Origin of the sequence: Marivirga lumbricoides, assembly GCF_014636295.1 — a bacterium.
Lineage (GTDB): Bacteria > Bacteroidota > Bacteroidia > Cytophagales > Cyclobacteriaceae > Marivirga > Marivirga lumbricoides.
In genome coordinates, this window is record NZ_BMEC01000004.1 from 107,569 (window position 1) to 124,751 (window position 17,183).

Sequence of the window (17,183 nt, forward strand, 5' to 3'; positions counted from 1 at the left end):
CAAATTGTAATATTGAACATGATTGAAACAGGTCAGAAAGGAATTAGCCGATTAAGTGTTATACCCGTAAGAAAAGCTGCTTCTGATACATCAGAAATGGTAACTCAGTTACTATTTGGAGACCATTACGAAGTATTGGAGCAAAGTGCTAACGGAAAATGGGTAAACATCAAAATATGTTTCGATAAATATATCGGCTGGATTGATGTGAAACAATTTCATGCTATTTCCAATGAATATTATGAGCAGATTAACCATTCTGATTATAAAATATGTACGGATTTGACCGCTTCTATATTGTATCAGAAGAGTTTATTGCCTGTTACAATCGGAAGTATTATCCCTATTTCAAATAATGAAATATTTAAGATTGAAGAACATTTAGGTTTTAATGGAGAAGCAAAAAGCTTAAGTGCCAGAAGAGACTTTGAATACTGCAGAGCAATTGCCATGAAGTATTTAAATGCCCCGTATCTGTGGGGCGGAAAATCTCTATTTGGAATTGATTGCTCCGGGTTTACCCAAATGGTATTTAAAATTTGTGGCTATAATTTATTAAGGGATGCGGCAGAGCAGGTAACGCAGGGAAAAGGAGTAGCTTCTTTAGCGGAATCACGTCCCGGTGACCTCGCTTTTTTCAGAAATGAAGATAAAAAAGTAGTTCACGTAGGCATTTTACTTGAAAATCAGACAATTATTCATGCTTCTGGCAAAGTAAAGGTGGATTTAATTGATGAAAATGGTATATTCAATGTCGAACAAAAACAGTATACACATTATTTAACAGATATAAAGCGGTTTTTAGCATGAAATAAGTGGTGAGGAAAGAAAAAGATGCTGTTGTTACTATCAAAAAATAATAAGCAATAGCAGAGATCTGAGGGTAAAGAATATTTTTAGTCATTAAGGGTACCAGAATTTCATGCGGCTTTAGCGGTTTTTAAGTTGTCACTCAAAAGTAAGTAGGTACACATGAAAATAGGTAATAAGCGCGCCCTGGTTCTTAATCAAGATTTTTCACCCATTACTGTATGCAATATACAAAAAGCATTTTTGTTGGTGTATCTCAAAAAAGCGGAGTTAGTTGTAACAGATGAAATGCTTAAACTGAGAAGTATCAATAAAGCTTATCCTTTTCCCTCTGTGATCCGATTGATAAGTTATGTAAGTATGCCTTACAAAGGTGTAATGCTAACCAGACAGAATATATTTAAAAGAGATGCCCATACATGCCAGTATTGTGGTGTTAGTAAAGACCTCACTTTAGATCATCTTATTCCTCGGTCCAAAGGCGGAAAGTCATCCTGGAATAATTTGGTTACAGCATGCAAAAAGTGTAATGCCCGAAAAGGAGATGCCAAACCTGAGGAGAGCGGAATGAAACTCATGCGAATGCCTTTTAAACCTAGTTATGTGATGTTTATCAGGGATTTTTCGGGTACCATTAGTGATGGCTGGCTGCCATTTCTTAAAACAAAATCAATGCCTGTGTTAAAAGAGGGTTAGTAAGAATCCTAATTAGTAATTTACTTCACTTCTTGAGTACTGATTGTGGCTATGCTTATTTTATCATTCTTAATTAAACTATGATTTTAATGCTGCGTAAGGGTAAATTAAAGAAATAGAATTACTCAAAACAGCTTAATTATACTACGCAATAACATGTTTAAATTGTACACTAAAATTATTCAAATCTTTTATATGCTTCTTCTTTTTGTGGGTTTTTCTGCTTGTAATTCAGCTGAAAACAGGAATGAAGAAAATGATGAAGTGCAGGATGCCGATAAAACCGAAATGATGGAAGATGAGCATCAGATGGATCCCAGCGAAGGTGAAATGATGGAGGAAGAAGATGATTCCTTACAAACTAATGATGAAGTAGGAATTATGTAAAGAAGCAGGTATGGCATTAGGTTGGGTGTTTGGAGTTCTTTTAATAATCATAGTGGTCGCTTCAATTTTGGGAAGAGGCAGATCACGTTAGTTTTTAACTAGGTGTTTGCTATGGGTCATGAAACTAAGGAGAAAAATGGCAAGACAGTTGGTGAGTTGGGATAAGGGATAATGTGGTTCTTTTTAGCGACTATTATAGAGTTGCTTTACTTCCTCGGTCAAATTCATATGAATTTCTATCATTTACTGGCAGGAATAATTGGTTTTTATATCACTTAATAAATTTTATCGAGGAGGTGAAATGTTAAAAGATATAAGAAAATCCAACCCCCGGAGAGCCACAAACAGAAGTACTTTTAATTGACTTCATCTCTCCTTGGGAAACTCCAAAGTAAAACTTGTGTTTAATCAGGCCTGCGATAATATACCACCTGCCTGAATAACCAATAATATCAGTTTTTTCGTTTGCTTAAAGCTTTCTCAATATTTTCCAGCCCCTCAACAAATAAAGTCATCTGACCTATGATTTGTGACATCCTATCAGAATCTCCTAAACCTTTGATTTTGTTATTCTTTGTAAAAGTCTCTTTTATTGTACTCCAACGCCTGGCTTTTTCTTCATCTAAATTATCCATGAGTTCTGCTAATTTTAAGAGGTTAGCCTCAGCGTCCGAGGTGAGTGTCTGTGATTCATTTTGATAATGATCCAGCAATAATTGAAGTACCTCTTTCTCTTTCATGATGGGAACTACCTGACTCATCAATTTATTCATATCCCTGTAGGATCCTTGAAGCTTAAAAGGTGGCTCTGTTCTGTAGTCATCGCTCATGGCAGCAGAACGGATATATTCACCATTTACTTTAAGTACTACATCCCTGACATGCATAATTTTCTGCAGTACTTTAATGCAGTCCTGTATTTCCTGAGGAGATAGATTTCCTTCTAAAGCAGGTAGTGATTGCTCATTATTATCAATATAACTGACCAACTTGTATAGGTTTTCCATACCATACTGAGTGATGGATTTGAGATAATCATTAGAGGTTAACCCATTCTCTATCAAGCTTAGTCTAAATAAATCAGCTTTGTTGCTTGCTGTGTCACCTAAATTGTAAATATCTGCTCTATTGGAAAGCATATCCGGAATCTGGAATTTATCACCACTTTCAGTGTAGGGGTTTCCTGCCATCACCACACAGAATCTTTTACCTCTGAAGTCATAAGTTTTAGCTTCTCCATTAAAAACCCCCTCTATTTTTCGTTGCCCATCTGCAAGAGAGATGAATTTTTGTAAAAACTCAGGGTTACAATGCTGGATGTCATCCAGGTAAAGCATTACATTGTCACTCATCTCAAAAGCAAGGTTTAACTTTTGTAACTCTTGTTTAGTGGCTGCATTTTTTGCTTCTCCAGGGTCAACAGAGGTTATCTCATGGCCTATCGATGGGCCATTTATTTTCATAAAGATCAAGCCTAACCTATCAGCCACATATTCCATTAACGTAGTTTTACCATAACCGGGAGGGGAAATAAGTAATAACATGCCTGATCTGTCGGTGCGCTTATCATTGCCATAAGCCCCTATCTGCTTTGCGAAGTTGGAACCAATAAGTGGAAAATAGACCTGGTTGATCAATTTGTTCCTTACAAAAGATGTAAGCACCTGTGTCTGAAATTCATGTAGTCTTAGTGAACGTCTTTTTACCTCAATAAGGTGATGTTTTAGTTCCTGCAATTGTAAATAGCGAGGTTTTATGTAGCTGACAAAGTGATTTAAACGTGCACAGAATTCATGATAATCCAGAAGGTAGTAGCTTTCTTTCCCTTCTTCTGATGAATGTGTGATAGATTTGAGCCCTTCTATTTTCTCCTGAGCTGATACCGATTGAACGTATTTAGCATCACTTGCATCAGTCATGATAAAACCGGCTACTTCGTCTATAGTAGATTCAGGAACACTTTTACCCGTTGAATCCAAAAATGTTATTACCCATTGCCTGCATAAGTGCCAATATTCTGCTATATGAGCTTTCAATTCCTGCTGTGCATTCTGAAAGCCCAGGTCTGCATTTTTCGACTTTAACTCTTTTTGAAAAGCTTTTAGAATATCAAATGCTACTTTATCAATTACAAAGCCATCAGTTACCTGTTCTTCCGATAAATATATTGCAGCTTCTTTTACATTTGTATGTTCAAAAAATTGATGCTCCGTAGCAAAATACTGAATAGCTTCGGTCAGCTTTTCAATTAAATGTGCATGTTCTTTAGTGTCGGGAAATGCCTGTTTTAGTAGGTTTACTAAAACAAACTGTTTTTTAAAATACGCTTTTTTCTCCTCGCTTGTAAAATGCCAGAACAATTGAGCTAAAATTCGTGTATCAGGAGAAAACCTTAAAAGGCCTAAGTCGCTGTGCTTCTGAAGTAAATTTTTTAAGATCAGAAGGGCGTCATGGTCATGCACACCTTTTACGTAACCTTCACCATAATTGGCTGCTGTGTATTCGTTAATTTTCTCTTTCAAGCTTAGGTCAGTGAGTTTTTGCGTACTGTTTAATGATTTAAACAGTTGCCAGGCTAAATATTCAGCTCTTTTTACTTCCTTATTTTCAGAAGGTAATTCTTGTTCCCAAACATCTTTTAAATCGTAAAGCGTTGTAGCATCAATAGGTTCATAATAAGAGGTACCTGTTAAGTGATAGAAGTACTTCTTGTCTTTTATTATAAGAGTCAGGTCAAGCTTCTGGCTGTTTACAGCAAATCGATGTGCTCCCAGTTTAATAATATTGTTGCCTTCCTCAAAAAGTTCTTTCTTATCTTTTAGAGCACGAAGCGTTTCTTGTTTTAAAACCTGTACCTGATTAGCAAGATCTTCAGACTTAGCCGAGTCACCAATTTTTTCGAGTTGTTCTGCTACACTTCTTACTTTTTCGATCATCAAATCCGAAGCAAAGTAGCCATTAATTTCAGTTTCGTTGCTAAAACTTGCTGCTCTGGACTTAATTCCCTTCAACATTCTTTCCGCTGAGGCAAATAGTGATCCAGCTCTTTTATTTCTCGATTCTGCAAGGTTATTCTTTTTAGCTTCAAAAGCAGCATAAATACTTTCTCTTTTCTCCCCAATTAGCTCAATAAAATCATCATAATCTACGAATCTGCCTTCAAGTTCTTCCAGTTGTATGTATAACTTTGTGAGAAAGTCGTCACATTTCTCCGGAGAGGTGGCCAATTCAAGGTAGTTTACAATGGATTGCTCGAAAAGCGTCATTTGCGCTTGAAAATCAGCCTTCGCTTCCTTTTCACCAATGCTTTTTCGTTTATTACTTAAAGCAATTCTTTGTTGATTAAGCTGGGCAAAGATTAATGAAATATTTTCAATTATCTGGGTAGAGTGGGAGGTGTCTTCTACTTTCAGGTTATTAACAATATCTATTAACAGCTCTAACTGGATGGAAAGTTGATCAAAGTCTTTTTCCAATGCTCTTGCATCTATTACTTTGGTAAGTTTGGAGACTGACTCTTCCAGCAAGGCCATCTGACTTTGGTAATACTCAAGTGCATTATCTTTTAAAAGAAATTGAACGCAAGCGCTGGCTAAGTCATCCGCTCTTGAGGCAATTTGTTCTTCCAGCGATTCCACCTTTTCCAGATCAATGTACCTAAGTGTTTTGAGCCCTATTATTTCTCCTCTAATACTTCTCATTTGTGACAAAAGTGAGATATACTGCTCCAGGGTGTCAAAATTTGCGCTCTTAGTGCTGAAAAGTATTTTCTCTACCTTCTTACTGGTTTCGGCAAGTGTGGCATTTGTTTTATTTCGTATTTCTACTACTTTTTCAAACTCGTCTATTGCAGAGACGGCAATTTCCTTTACTTCTTTAATAGGCTGGTGCAGCCCATTAGGTGAATCATTTTTTAACCAGAAATAACCATCCAGTATTCCCTGGCTTCTTTTCTCAATGTCTTCATAGAGCCCGTTGTAGCTATCCTCTTTACTTAAAAGTACAACCAGTTCCTGGATTTCCGCCATTGCATTCACTATTTGCCGGTTACCAATTTTGTAAAGCTCATGGTCTTTAAAGGCATCATTAGGAATCAGCTCTTTAGTGTAGGGTGTTTGCCAAATTTGTATGAGGTGGGTTTTGCCCGGTTCTTTTTCGGTATTGAAATAACACATTTCCCCTTCAGCAAAAAGTGTATATCCATTACAGAAAATTGGCGTTTTTACAGTTTGCTCTATTACGTTGTATGAGAGAATAACAAAGTCATGATTTTTTTCTTCATAGAATACAAAGAGATAATCTTCCCCGTTAGGGGACTGGATTTTTCGCAAAAACTTAACACCCTCAATTCTTCTGTCAAATATTTTGTTTTCACCTGTTTGAAGATAATAACCATTTGAAAGTATAATCCCCTGATCATCAGGAAGTAAAATTCCTGCATCTTTCAAAGTATCAACCCTCACCACTTTTTTTACTCTGTTGTTGAAAATAAAATACCTGTCATCTTCCAGGTACGGTCTTATTTTTAGTAATACCAGATTGCCCAGATCGCAGTAAAAGAAGCTTGCATCATCAAGGGATTGGTCTCTTTGCTCTACCTCTTCACTATAAATACCTTGCCCATCTTCGGTATTGTCTTCTATCTTTATGGTTAAGGTGCCGTTTACTGTTTCTACAAAAACCTTATCGGCTATGGAAATATGTGGGTTCTTTCCAGTTCTTTGCATATCGCGCGTAGCCTTCTTCCATTGAAACTCATGTTGCTCTGGAAATTTCACTTCAGCGGCACTTCTGGAATCAACATAGGTTAGCTTTTCATCTTCAATCAGCCATTTGTAAGCTTTTATATCAGTCGGGCTATCAGAAAGCTGAAATACCATATACAGGAAGGTGCCACTTTTATAGAATCTCGAAAACCGTGTATTTCTATAGAATTTATAAAGGTTTTGTAGCTCATCAGAGAAAGTAGCATCCTGAATAATATCTAATGAAAGAGGATGAAACTCATTATTCCTGAATTGAAATACACTGAATACATCATTGATTTCTAGTGCGGTTTTCAGGCCTAACCTGACATTATAACCAAAGAGACAGATGCTGCCGATTGATATAATATCTCTGGCAAGGCAATTATGTTCTGTCTTAATACGAACATTGGATAAAAGTTTAAATTCTACCGCACCAAATATTTGCTGACGTTCTTCATTTAGCTTCTTTAGCCTATCCAGCAAGCTTTCTTTTTGTTCCTGTAAGCGACCTTGAATGATTTCGTATGTTCCTTTTTCAATAGAATTATCCATAGTAAGAGTAGTGTGTTTGAGAACACCTTTGTGTTTAGCCCTGGTCAGTTTTGGAAATCAACAGTTTAGTAAAAGACGTCTACGGATTAATTTGTAGACGTCTTTGATATAGTATATGAAAGCTCAAGCTCTCTTGAGCTCCGCATTCAATTATTTCAACTTCTTTTGTTCTACGCTAATGCCACTTACAAATTTGCTGATGTTAGACAAAAAGTCTTTATCCTCATCACTGGCTTTCATTTGAACTCTTGCAATTAATGTAGCAATAGAGAGGTTTTTGATATCCTCAGAAGTAATTCCGTACTTAATAGCCATGTTTTTAACTTTCTCAATCAAGTCAGGGCTATTTCCATTCTCACCATTGCCACCCAAAAGGGCATCTTTAAAATGAGTGATGGTTTGGGAGTTATCTACTAATTTATCAATACCTTTTCCGTTTGATACCTGTCTTATAAGGTTGTCAAAGAAAGTGTTGTCTCCACCCACTATATCTATTTTAGCGGTTTTGAAGGCTTCAGCAAGCACTGTTGCCTGGGCATCAGCTATATCTTTCTGGATATGAATTCCTGCAAGCTCCACTTCTTTCTCTTTCTGAAGTTTCAGTCTGAACTCTTCATGTTCTTTGCCGGCATCATTTAGCTGTTTCATAGCACCTGCTTTTTCCTGAATACCTTTCGCTTCTGCAATTGCTTTCTCCTGGATAACATTGGCTTCGGCCAGACCTTCTTTTCTTTTCGCTTCTGCTATTTTTTCTATTATGATGGCATCAACCATTCCCTGTCTTTCGCTTGCATCAGCCTTGGCATGCATTACCTGAGCCTCAGACATTCCAATAGTAGCTTCTTCCTTAGCTTTAGCATCGGCAATTATTTTACGAGCTTCAGCTTCTTTATCTGCTGCATCTTTTTTAGCGCCTGCTTCAATAATCACTTTCTGTGCATCAAATTTAGCTGATTTTTCTCTTGCTTCTGCCGCTTTTACGTCCTCAATCAGGCCTTGTTCAGCTTCGAGGTTTGCTTTTATTAAAGCTACATCTTTAGATCTGTTGGCTTCTTTTAGTGCTACTACATCTTTTATTTTTTCCTGTTCCTCTACTACAGTTTTCTCCATCACCACTCTTTCGCGAATAGCATCCTGAATGTTTTTCTTCTCTATTTCAACTGCTTTCTCCTTTTCAATTTGAGCTAAAGCCACAATTCTTTCTCTTTCAGTAGCTTCAATGTCACGATCTTTTTGAACTCTCTCTGTTTCAACTGCCTCTGCTCTTTCTTTATTTTTAGCCGCAATAATTACCTGACGTAATTTATTTTCCATCTGAATCTCAAGCTGTTCATCAGTCCTGATCCTAACTTCTTCAGATTTCAATCTTTCCTGCGAACTTACTTTGTCAATTTCTGCCTGCTCTCTTGCTACAATGGTTTCGATTTCTCTTCGCTGAGCTTCTTCTTTTTCTTTCAGTTGTTTTTCAAGCTCAAGAATAGCTTCTCTTGCCTCAACATCTTGTTTCTTAATTGTTTTTTGTTCATCTCTTCGGATAAGGTTGGACTTAATCTTTTGCGCAGCAGTTAATTCAGTAATCTTTTTGATACCCTCAGCATCTAGAATATTGTCAGAGTCAAGATTTTCTACTTTGGTCTGCTCCAGGTAATCTATAGCACAGTCATCTAAAACATACCCGTTCAAGTCGGTACCTATGATGTCAATGATTTCATTCCTGAACTCTCTTCTGGCCTCGTATAACTCTATAAATTCGAATTTTTTACCTACACTTTTAAGAGCTTCAGAAAACTTAGCTTCGAAAAGGCTTTCCAACGTTTCATGGTCCGAAGCCCTTGCGCAGCCAATTGTCTGAGCCACATTTACAATATCCTGAACGGATTTGTTTACTCTTACAAAGAAAGCCACTTTTATGTCAGCACGCATATTATCTTTGCAAATAAGGCCATCTTTGGTCATTCTTGATATTTCAAGCTTTTTAACAGAAATATCCATAATTTCTTCCTTATGAAGAATAGGAATTACCATACCTGCATTGAAGAAGATTTTTACTCCTCCCTGTCCGGTTCTGACCAGCACCCGGCCCTGGCTAACTTTTTTATACATGGATATAAGCCAGAATGTCAATCCAAGAAGTACAATTACAGAAATTGTAGCTATTACGTAAAATGATTCAATCATAAATTTATTGTTTTAGTGGGGGTTATTAAAGTTTGTATTTTTGAGCTAGAAAATATTTTTTATCCTGCGACTCTTCAAGAATGATGACTGTCTCATTGTAATTAACTACTTCCTCATCCATGGATTTGGCGTAGACTTTTATTACATCATCTTTAAATTGTATTTCTATCTGACCTATTTTATTGAGACTGATAGGGGAGATAACTCTGCCTGTTTTACCAATAAAATCAATCGCTTCTTCACCTTTGTGGTTAAACTGGGAATAGAGTTTTACAAAAGGCTTTGCTACCAGTTTGGTGATGAGCATTGCTACTACCAGGCCGGGAATGTATAATAGAAAACCAAATATGTTGCTCTCAATACCCAGAAGAGCGGTGATGTTTACATTGAAGAGCCACATCGTAAATACTACAATGGTAATAATAAACATTATAGGTAATTCTCCTATGTAAAAGAAGGAGAGGAATGCACTCCAAAACCCACCGCCATCTAAATCTGCGGGCTCCACATCTGCATCTGTAAAGTCCAGATCAAAGCCTGTAAAGATTATCAGGATCCAGTAAAGAAGCATTATTCCTCCTAACAGTGTTAAAATAAAATTAGCAGGGGCTAATGCTATGTTAATAAGATTTTCCATTATAGTATTTTAATAAATTAGCTGTAAGCGATAGGTAAAAAGAATATAGTTACTTGTTTTGCCGCAAGGCAAAACAAGTTAAATTCCTAACTGCTTCTTCATTTGAGCCAGCTCGTCCTCTACAGAAATATTTTCTATTGCTTTATTCATTTTGTCCTCATGTGTTTCACTTGCGGAAGCCATTTCTCCATAAGCCTGTGCCAATGCCTCATCCTGATTAACCTTATCCTTCATTCTCTCAAGCATTGAAACTACACTGTTGCTATCCATATTGGTCATTTGCTTGTTTATTTTCTGTGTGGCACTGCTCACTTTTACCCTGGCTTTTAGTGTATTAAGCTCATTTTCCCATTGGCTGATTCCTGTCTTAATGTTTTTCACATTTATTTCCAGTGAAGCCACCTGTTTTTCGAGAGTTGCTACATCTTCCTTCATGAGTAAAATATCTTTTGATAGTTTCGCTTTTTGTCTCAAATTTTCTCTCACAAAGTTTTCAGCTTCATTAGCCTCAATTTCACCGGATTGGCTTTTCTTCAATAGAAGTACAGATTTATTCTGAAGGTCTTCTTCACGTTGGATGGCATCATTTAATTCACGATTACGCTTTATATGCATTGCTTTCACTTCAGCCAGAGAACGCATTGAAGCATCCTGGTTCTCTCTCATGTCTCTAAGACCCTGCTCTATCATTTTTATAGGGTCTTCCAGCTTATCAATCGCGGAATTAGTTTCAGCTTGTCCTATTTTAAATAATCTTCTTAATACATTCATGATTTTAGTTTTTTACTTTGAAAATGATACCAGTTCATTAGTGTATTCCGAAAGGAGTAATCCTAATGAGTTAATTGTACTCTCTAACTCTTTTAAGTCGAGCGTCTCTACCTGTAAAGTATTTCGAAAAATCACCTTTTCTCCGGTTTCATCTAATACAAATGCTCCGAAAACGATATCCCTGTTTTTAATCAGAAGCTGTTTAAAAATTTTCCCATCGTCTTTTACATCGAAAAGGTATTGCTCGATAATTAATATTGGAGTAGCAACTCCAATCACCATATTTTTGACTCCTAAATCTTCATTTTCTATTACTAAGAGGTTGTCATCCTCGTTTTCATATAAAATGATTGATCCAAGCTCTAAAATATATTCGCGTACTTTTTTGTATGAGCTGTCCATTTAATTGGTTTTATAATTATGGGTGCTTTGTTGATTAATCATATGACAATATCAATAAAAAAAATTATATTTGCAAATATTATTAGCATTTAATGTTAATTTTATTTGCATGATTTAAAATCATAATTCTGGAAATATGTCAAAGTATGGTGAGAATATTAAAAAAATAAGGAGTGTGAGGGGATTAACCCAATCCCATTTAGCAGATATGATTGATGTGAGTAGAGCGGTAGTAAGTTCTTATGAAGAGGGGAGGGCAGAGCCTAAAATTGAGACAATTATTAAAACTGCTGAAATATTTCATATTTCAATTGACACACTTTTAAAAAAGAATATTACCGTAAACCAGCTTAGCGGTTTTGCCATTCCTGATATTCAAAACCCAATAAAATCCAGAGGTTCTCAGAAGAAGTCGGACTATCTGGCCGGATTTTTTCCAGAAGGAGTGGTTGTACTTAAGCCTGAGCAAATGGAAGCCAATAACTATGTTAGTGGCGGACAGCTGGTTTTTGGGTTGGAAAGCAAACCACTTAAGAATCAGTTGAGCATTGTAGAGTATAAGGACAATTTTGTATTAGGAACTGTTCATGCTGCTAATGAGAAAACAATTAAACTTGAAGACCGGGAGATACAGTTGCAGGACGTGAAGCGAGTACTAAAAGTATTTGGTATTTTTAATCCTGTTTCACTAATTGAACGATCTGAGAATAGGCTGCTATTGATGGAGCAAAGATTAAATGATTTAGAGAAGCGATTAAAGTTAGTGGAAAAGTCACAAAAATGACAGTTGACTTTACCGCTCCTTCGGAAACTGCAAAGTAAAAGTGGTATTTACACCAGGGGTGGAGCTTGCATTGAGTTTTCCATTGTGTAGCTGCATGATCTGACGGGAAAGTGCCAACCCTATCCCTGAGCCTTCCTTTTTAGTAGTGAAGAAAGGAATAAAAATTCTTTCCAAAGCTTCAGGCACTATGCCTTCGCCATTATCTTCCACATTTATATAGTAAAAGTTCTGGGTGGTGATGATGGTAATGGACAATGATGGATTTTCAGTGTTATGTAACGATTCCTTAGCGTTTTTAATCAGGTTAATTAATATGAGTTGAATTTGCTCTTCATCCGCCCACAGCTTTACATCAATTTCGGGCAGGTTTAGTTGTAAGCTAATGCCTCCTTTCTGCAGTTCCTCCTTATACAATTTAGCCACATATCGTATGAGTTGCTGTGCTGAAATAGTAGAGAACTTTGGTGCAGGAATATTGGTGTAATCCCTGTAGGCATTAATGAAATTCACCAGGCCCCGGCTTCTGTTTTCTATAGTTTTTAAGCCAAGCTTCAGATCCTCATGCGCTTCCAGGGGCATATCGTAAGACATAGGTTGTTTGGTCAAATCCTCTTCCAGAATATCATTCATAGAACTCACCAACGTAGCTATAGGTGTTATGGAATTCATGATTTCATGCCTTAGCACCTTGGTGAGGTTTTGCCATGCATACAACTCATTCTGCTGTAATTCTGAATAGATATTATGAAGGGAAACGATTTTCCAATCCTTATTTCCCAAACGAAGGATGGTGCTGCTTAAGGCCAGTTTTATATCGCTGTTTACGATGATTAAATCACTTTTTCCCGGTTTTAACTCTACTAAACGCTTAAATACTTCCGGCTGGCTCCTTCTGATGTCATCCATATTCCTGATTTGAGGGGTTAGGAGCAATTTTTTAGTCATGCTGTTGAGCAAACCTACCTCTCCACTGGCATCGAAAGATAAAATACCAGTCTGGATATTTTGAAGTATGGTAGAAATCATGATGAGGTTCTGCTCTTTTTCAACTCTTGTTTTTCGAAAGATTTCTAAGACATCATTGAATGCCTGATTTAGTTTTTTAAAAGATTTGCCCAGCTTATTGTCTGTAGAAAAATTTGAAGAAAAATCGGAATATTGAACGGATTCCAAAAACCGAATTACTTTCTTATTGATGGTATTTACATAGTTGTAAAGCTCCACAAATTGCAGAATAGCTAAAGCAAGCAGAACTACAGGCCCCAGATAGTGTTCCGATGATTGAAACAGAAAGGCAGTTAGACTTAAGGTAATAAATGCTCCTATTAATCTAATAATGAGTCCGATGCTAAACCTCCTGAGTATCAAATGATTTTGTGTTTATAAGTTTTAATAGGTTGTGAAAATAGTTATTTTTCTTTAGTAAGTTCATTTATATAAATCCCTATCAAAGAACACCCCTATAATCCCCTCAAGGGGATAGCCACTCCGATTGAAATTTGTAGAAAGTAGTAAACTTTATCGCAAATATTAATTCTCTAAATACAGGTTTTCCATATTGATAAAGTGCCTCTAAATTCTGAGCAATTAGTTAATTTCATGCGATTGGAAAAGTACTACAATCCGTATTTTTCCAATCTTCTGTAAAGGGAAGAGCGTGTTAAGCCCAGTTCCTGTGCAGCCTGAGTTATATTACCATAATTTTTGTCCAATGCTTTTCTAATCAGTATTTTTTCCACGTCCTCAATGTTAAGATGATCCAGGTTTAAGCCTCCGTCTTTTTTGTTTTCTGATTGAGCCGATTGAAAGAAGAAATCCTCTGGTTGTAAAACAGAATGGCTGCTCATTATTACTGCCCTTTCTATACTGTGCTGTAGTTCTCTTACGTTACCAGGCCATTCGTATTTACACATTCTGGCTAAAGCAGCATCACTCAGTTTATAAATTTCCTTATTATATTTTTTGCTGTAAAAGTTAATGTAATGATCTGCCAGGTAAGGAATATCCTCAGTTCTCTCTCTTAAAGGAGGCAACTGAATTTCAATGGTGTTAATCCTATACAGTAAATCCTGCCTGAATTTTCCGGTTTGGATCATTTCCTGGATAGGCATATTGGTGGCACTGATTAAACGAATATCAATATCGATAGCTTTATTGCTTCCCACACGAGTGATTTTCCTGTTTTGCAGGGCGGTCAATAGCTTTGCCTGCTGCGGCAGACTGATGTTTCCTATTTCATCCAGAAACAGCGTTCCGTTTTGTGCTACTTCAAATCTTCCTGCCCTGTCTTCTTTGGCATCCGTAAAGGCTCCTTTTTTATGGCCGAATAGCTCGCTTTCGAATAAGCTATCTGTTACTGCACCTAAATCAACAGTTACGAAAACCTGGTCATCCCGAAGGGAATTCCGATGGATGGCACGCGCTATGAGTTCCTTTCCGGTGCCATTTTCCCCCGTAATCAAAACATTGGCATCAGTTCTTGAAACACGCTTAATGGCATCAAAAACCTGTTGCATGGCAGGGCCTTTTCCGATAATATCCCTGAATTTACGGTCAATATCTGCGGAAAGCGTTTTTTGTTGAGATTGTAGCTGGGATACTTTGTTCCCGGCATCTTTTAATTTTAAAGCAGCATTTAAAGTGGCTAAGAGCTTATCGTTCTCCCATGGTTTCAATACAAAATCAGTAGCACCTTGTTTAATTACTTTTACTGCTGTATTTACATCTCCGTATGCTGTAATCAACACGACAATAGCAGAAGGATCAATTTCAAGAATTTTATTCAGCCAGTGAAAACCTTCCTGACCAGTGCTCACATCCCGGGTAAAATTCATGTCCAGCAGGATGATGTCATAACTATCATTTTGCAGCAGTGTAGGGATAAGGTTAGGGTTACTTTCAATATCTACCCTTTTAAAGTGTCTTTTCAGAAATATTTTGGCAGCATTGAGTAAATCAAGATTATCATCAATTATTAAAATAGTGCCTGTCTTCTGCTCAATCATTTTTATCAATTATTAGTCTATCGTCAGCGGATATTCCTGCTATATTAATGAGATCTGGTCAAAAGCTATACCGTTTTAGGGGATTTAATATAATTATCAATCAGAAATTCTCAAAAAGTGGGTTTAAGATATTTAAATAAAGGTAATCTGAAATCTATCAACTGATAAGAATCACATAAGATGTCCGATATCGGACGTTAGTGGCCAGTGGTGGACGGGCTTGTTTTCTATCTACTGCTTTGTTAGAGTAAGCTTACCGATCTAATTTCAAGTAGATGATTTCCCCAAGTACCCTGCTGGTTTTAACCAGATATAAGGGTGGTAAGTCCATAGATAAATATCCTAAACCTTCGATGAAAAGCTTCCGTTCTAGACAATACATGTAGCAACATGTAATTTTAATTTAGAGAAGGAGATGTTTTGAAATAGGATTTTCAAGCATAAAAATTCCCTTTAACAGGACGTATAATGAAAATAAATAAACTAACCGAATCTTTTAATAAAACAGAGAAGATGCCGGTGCTTTTTTTGGGGCACGGTAGCCCTATGAATGCCATTGAGGAAAATGAGTTTGTAAGAGAATTTAGAGGGATTGGTAAAATATTACCGAAGCCAAATGCCATTCTTTGTATCAGTGCACATTGGGAGACACGAGGAACTTTAGTCACTGCCATGCAAAACCCTTCAACCATTCATGATTTTAGGGGTTTTCCAGATGCACTGTTCAACGTGCAATATCCCGCACCTGGCAGTCCGGAATTAGTAAGCGATGTAAAATCTACCGTCACTAAAACTAATATAGGATCAGATGAAAAATGGGGACTGGATCATGGTGCGTGGAGTGTGATAAAACACCTATATCCTAATGCAGACATTCCGGTGGTTCAGTTGAGCTTAGATTACTATCAAAAACCACAATATCATTATGAACTGGCTCAAGAGCTGAAGTCGCTAAGAGAAAGAGGCGTATTAATAATTGGTAGTGGAAATATGGTGCATAACCTAAGGATGGTAGAATGGAAAAGGTTGAATGATACTTTTGGTTTTGACTGGGCTTTGGAAGTTAATGAAAAGATAAAGCAATTTATATTTAATGACGATCATCAGGCCCTCATTAACTTTTCGAAACAAGGAAAACCCTTTCAATTAGCCATACCTACTCCTGAACATTATTTACCCATGCTATATGCTTTGGCACTGAAGGAGAAAAATGACACTGTCAGTTTCTTTAATGATAAGCCAGTAGGAGGTTCTCTTACTATGACGAGTTTAAAAATTGACCAAATGTAAAGAAGAATTATCATTAACAATTTAAATATAATAAAATGAAAAATACAGATAATAAAGTAGTTATCATTACAGGAGCTGCTATGGGCCTTGGCTTGGCAGCTGCTAAAGAATTAGCATCTCAGGGGACCAATCTATCTCTTGTCGATTACAATGAAGAAAGTTTAGCAGAGGCTAAAGAAGAACTTAGTAAGCAATTTCCAAATGTGAAAATTCATACGGTGGTAGCCGATGTGTCTAATGAAGATGCTGTAAAAAAATATGTGGATGAAACTGTAAGTACTTTTGGCCGCATTGATGGATTTTATAATAATGCAGGCATAGAAGGTAAGCAGGCAGGGATGATTGAGTATGATATAAATATATTCAAAAAAGTGATTGACATAAACCTAATGGGGGTTTATTACGGGATGAAATATGTGATTCCTGTGATGAAAAAACAAAAATATGGTAGAATTGTGAATGTAGCCTCTGTTGGTGGAATTCGTGGTGTGCTTAATCAGGTACCTTATGTAGCAAGTAAGCATGCTGTTTCAGGTATGACAAAAAATGCAGCTCTGGAATATGCCAGAGATGGAATTACCACCAATGCTATAGCACCTGGTGCCATTTTAACACCAATGGTAGCTGAAGCTTTCAACCAAATAAACCCTGATGATCCTAAGGCGGCTGAAGCTGATTATGCTCAAAATAACCCAAGTAAAAGACTAGGGGAGCCAGAGGAAGTTGCTAAAGTAGTTTCATTTCTTTTAAGTGATGGTGCATCTTATGTGAACGGGCAAACTATAGCTATTGATGGCGGTGAATCAAATAGTTACGGAACCGTATAGTATTTCTGGTTAACGGTTAGAAGAAGATAGAAAAACTCATTATCGTATTGAGGATAGCTATTTTGAATTTATTTATAGATTCATCTTATGCTTCAG

Annotated in this window: 13 protein-coding genes; 6 read left to right on the forward strand and 7 right to left on the reverse strand. The window is 36.8% G+C overall.

All coding sequences use genetic code 11. From position 1 onward, the window contains the following. Nucleotides 1–18: 18 nt before the first annotated feature. The 3 genes from IEV85_RS07435 (at nt 19) to IEV85_RS07445 (ending at nt 1,893) form a co-directional block, all read left to right on the forward strand. Nucleotides 19–810, forward strand: a complete 792-nt coding sequence (locus IEV85_RS07435; protein WP_188461817.1) for a C40 family peptidase — start codon at nt 19–21, stop codon at nt 808–810. Between the two features lie 162 nt (nt 811–972). Then, on the forward strand, nt 973–1,506 hold the full coding sequence (locus tag IEV85_RS07440; protein WP_188461819.1) for an HNH endonuclease: 534 nt from the start codon (nt 973–975) through the stop codon (nt 1,504–1,506). A gap of 195 nt (nt 1,507–1,701) precedes the next feature. After that, nucleotides 1,702–1,893, forward strand: a complete 192-nt coding sequence (locus IEV85_RS07445) for a hypothetical protein (protein WP_188461821.1) — start codon at nt 1,702–1,704, stop codon at nt 1,891–1,893. A 452-nt stretch (nt 1,894–2,345) separates the two neighbouring features. Here IEV85_RS07445 and IEV85_RS07450 read toward each other — a convergent pair whose 3' ends face one another. The 5 genes from IEV85_RS07450 to IEV85_RS07470 all read right to left on the reverse strand — a co-directional run bounded on the left by IEV85_RS07450 (nt 2,346) and on the right by IEV85_RS07470 (nt 11,181). Then, nucleotides 2,346–7,193 (reverse strand): DNA repair ATPase, encoded by a 4,848-nt coding sequence (locus IEV85_RS07450; protein WP_188461823.1) that lies wholly within the window; start codon nt 7,191–7,193, stop codon nt 2,346–2,348. A gap of 150 nt (nt 7,194–7,343) precedes the next feature. Next, nucleotides 7,344–9,371, reverse strand: coding sequence for a flotillin family protein (locus IEV85_RS07455; RefSeq protein ID WP_188461825.1), 2,028 nt, complete (start codon nt 9,369–9,371; stop codon nt 7,344–7,346). 25 nt (nt 9,372–9,396) lie between these two features. Next, nucleotides 9,397–10,008 (reverse strand): OB-fold-containig protein, encoded by a 612-nt coding sequence (locus IEV85_RS07460; RefSeq protein WP_188461826.1) that lies wholly within the window; start codon nt 10,006–10,008, stop codon nt 9,397–9,399. 78 nt (nt 10,009–10,086) lie between these two features. Then, nucleotides 10,087–10,779, reverse strand: coding sequence for a PspA/IM30 family protein (locus IEV85_RS07465; protein WP_188461828.1), 693 nt, complete (start codon nt 10,777–10,779; stop codon nt 10,087–10,089). 12 nt (nt 10,780–10,791) lie between these two features. Then, nucleotides 10,792–11,181 carry a type III secretion system chaperone family protein gene (locus IEV85_RS07470; protein ID WP_188461830.1) on the reverse strand — a complete coding sequence of 130 codons (390 nt, stop codon included), beginning with the start codon at nt 11,179–11,181 and terminating at the stop codon, nt 10,792–10,794. 136 nt (nt 11,182–11,317) lie between these two features. Here IEV85_RS07470 and IEV85_RS07475 point away from each other — a divergent pair, with 136 nt between their 5' ends. Continuing rightward, entirely contained in the window at nt 11,318–11,965 is a 648-nt protein-coding gene (locus IEV85_RS07475; protein ID WP_188461832.1) for a helix-turn-helix domain-containing protein, read from the forward strand. 9 nt (nt 11,966–11,974) lie between these two features. Here the strand turns inward: IEV85_RS07475 and IEV85_RS07480 are convergent, their stop codons facing one another. After that, nucleotides 11,975–13,333: a sensor histidine kinase gene (locus IEV85_RS07480; protein WP_188461834.1), complete on the reverse strand. Its 1,359-nt coding sequence runs from the start codon at nt 13,331–13,333 to the stop codon at nt 11,975–11,977. A gap of 248 nt (nt 13,334–13,581) precedes the next feature. Further along, nucleotides 13,582–14,970 carry a sigma-54-dependent transcriptional regulator gene (locus tag IEV85_RS07485; RefSeq protein WP_188461836.1) on the reverse strand — a complete coding sequence of 463 codons (1,389 nt, stop codon included), beginning with the start codon at nt 14,968–14,970 and terminating at the stop codon, nt 13,582–13,584. A 468-nt stretch (nt 14,971–15,438) separates the two neighbouring features. Here IEV85_RS07485 and ygiD point away from each other — a divergent pair, with 468 nt between their 5' ends. Next, nucleotides 15,439–16,260, forward strand: a complete 822-nt coding sequence (gene ygiD, locus IEV85_RS07490) for a 4,5-DOPA-extradiol-dioxygenase (protein ID WP_188461838.1) — start codon at nt 15,439–15,441, stop codon at nt 16,258–16,260. Nucleotides 16,261–16,295: 35 nt separating this feature from the next. Then, on the forward strand, nt 16,296–17,087 hold the full coding sequence (locus IEV85_RS07495; protein WP_188461841.1) for a glucose 1-dehydrogenase: 792 nt from the start codon (nt 16,296–16,298) through the stop codon (nt 17,085–17,087). The last annotated feature ends 96 nt before the right edge of the window (nt 17,088–17,183 follow it).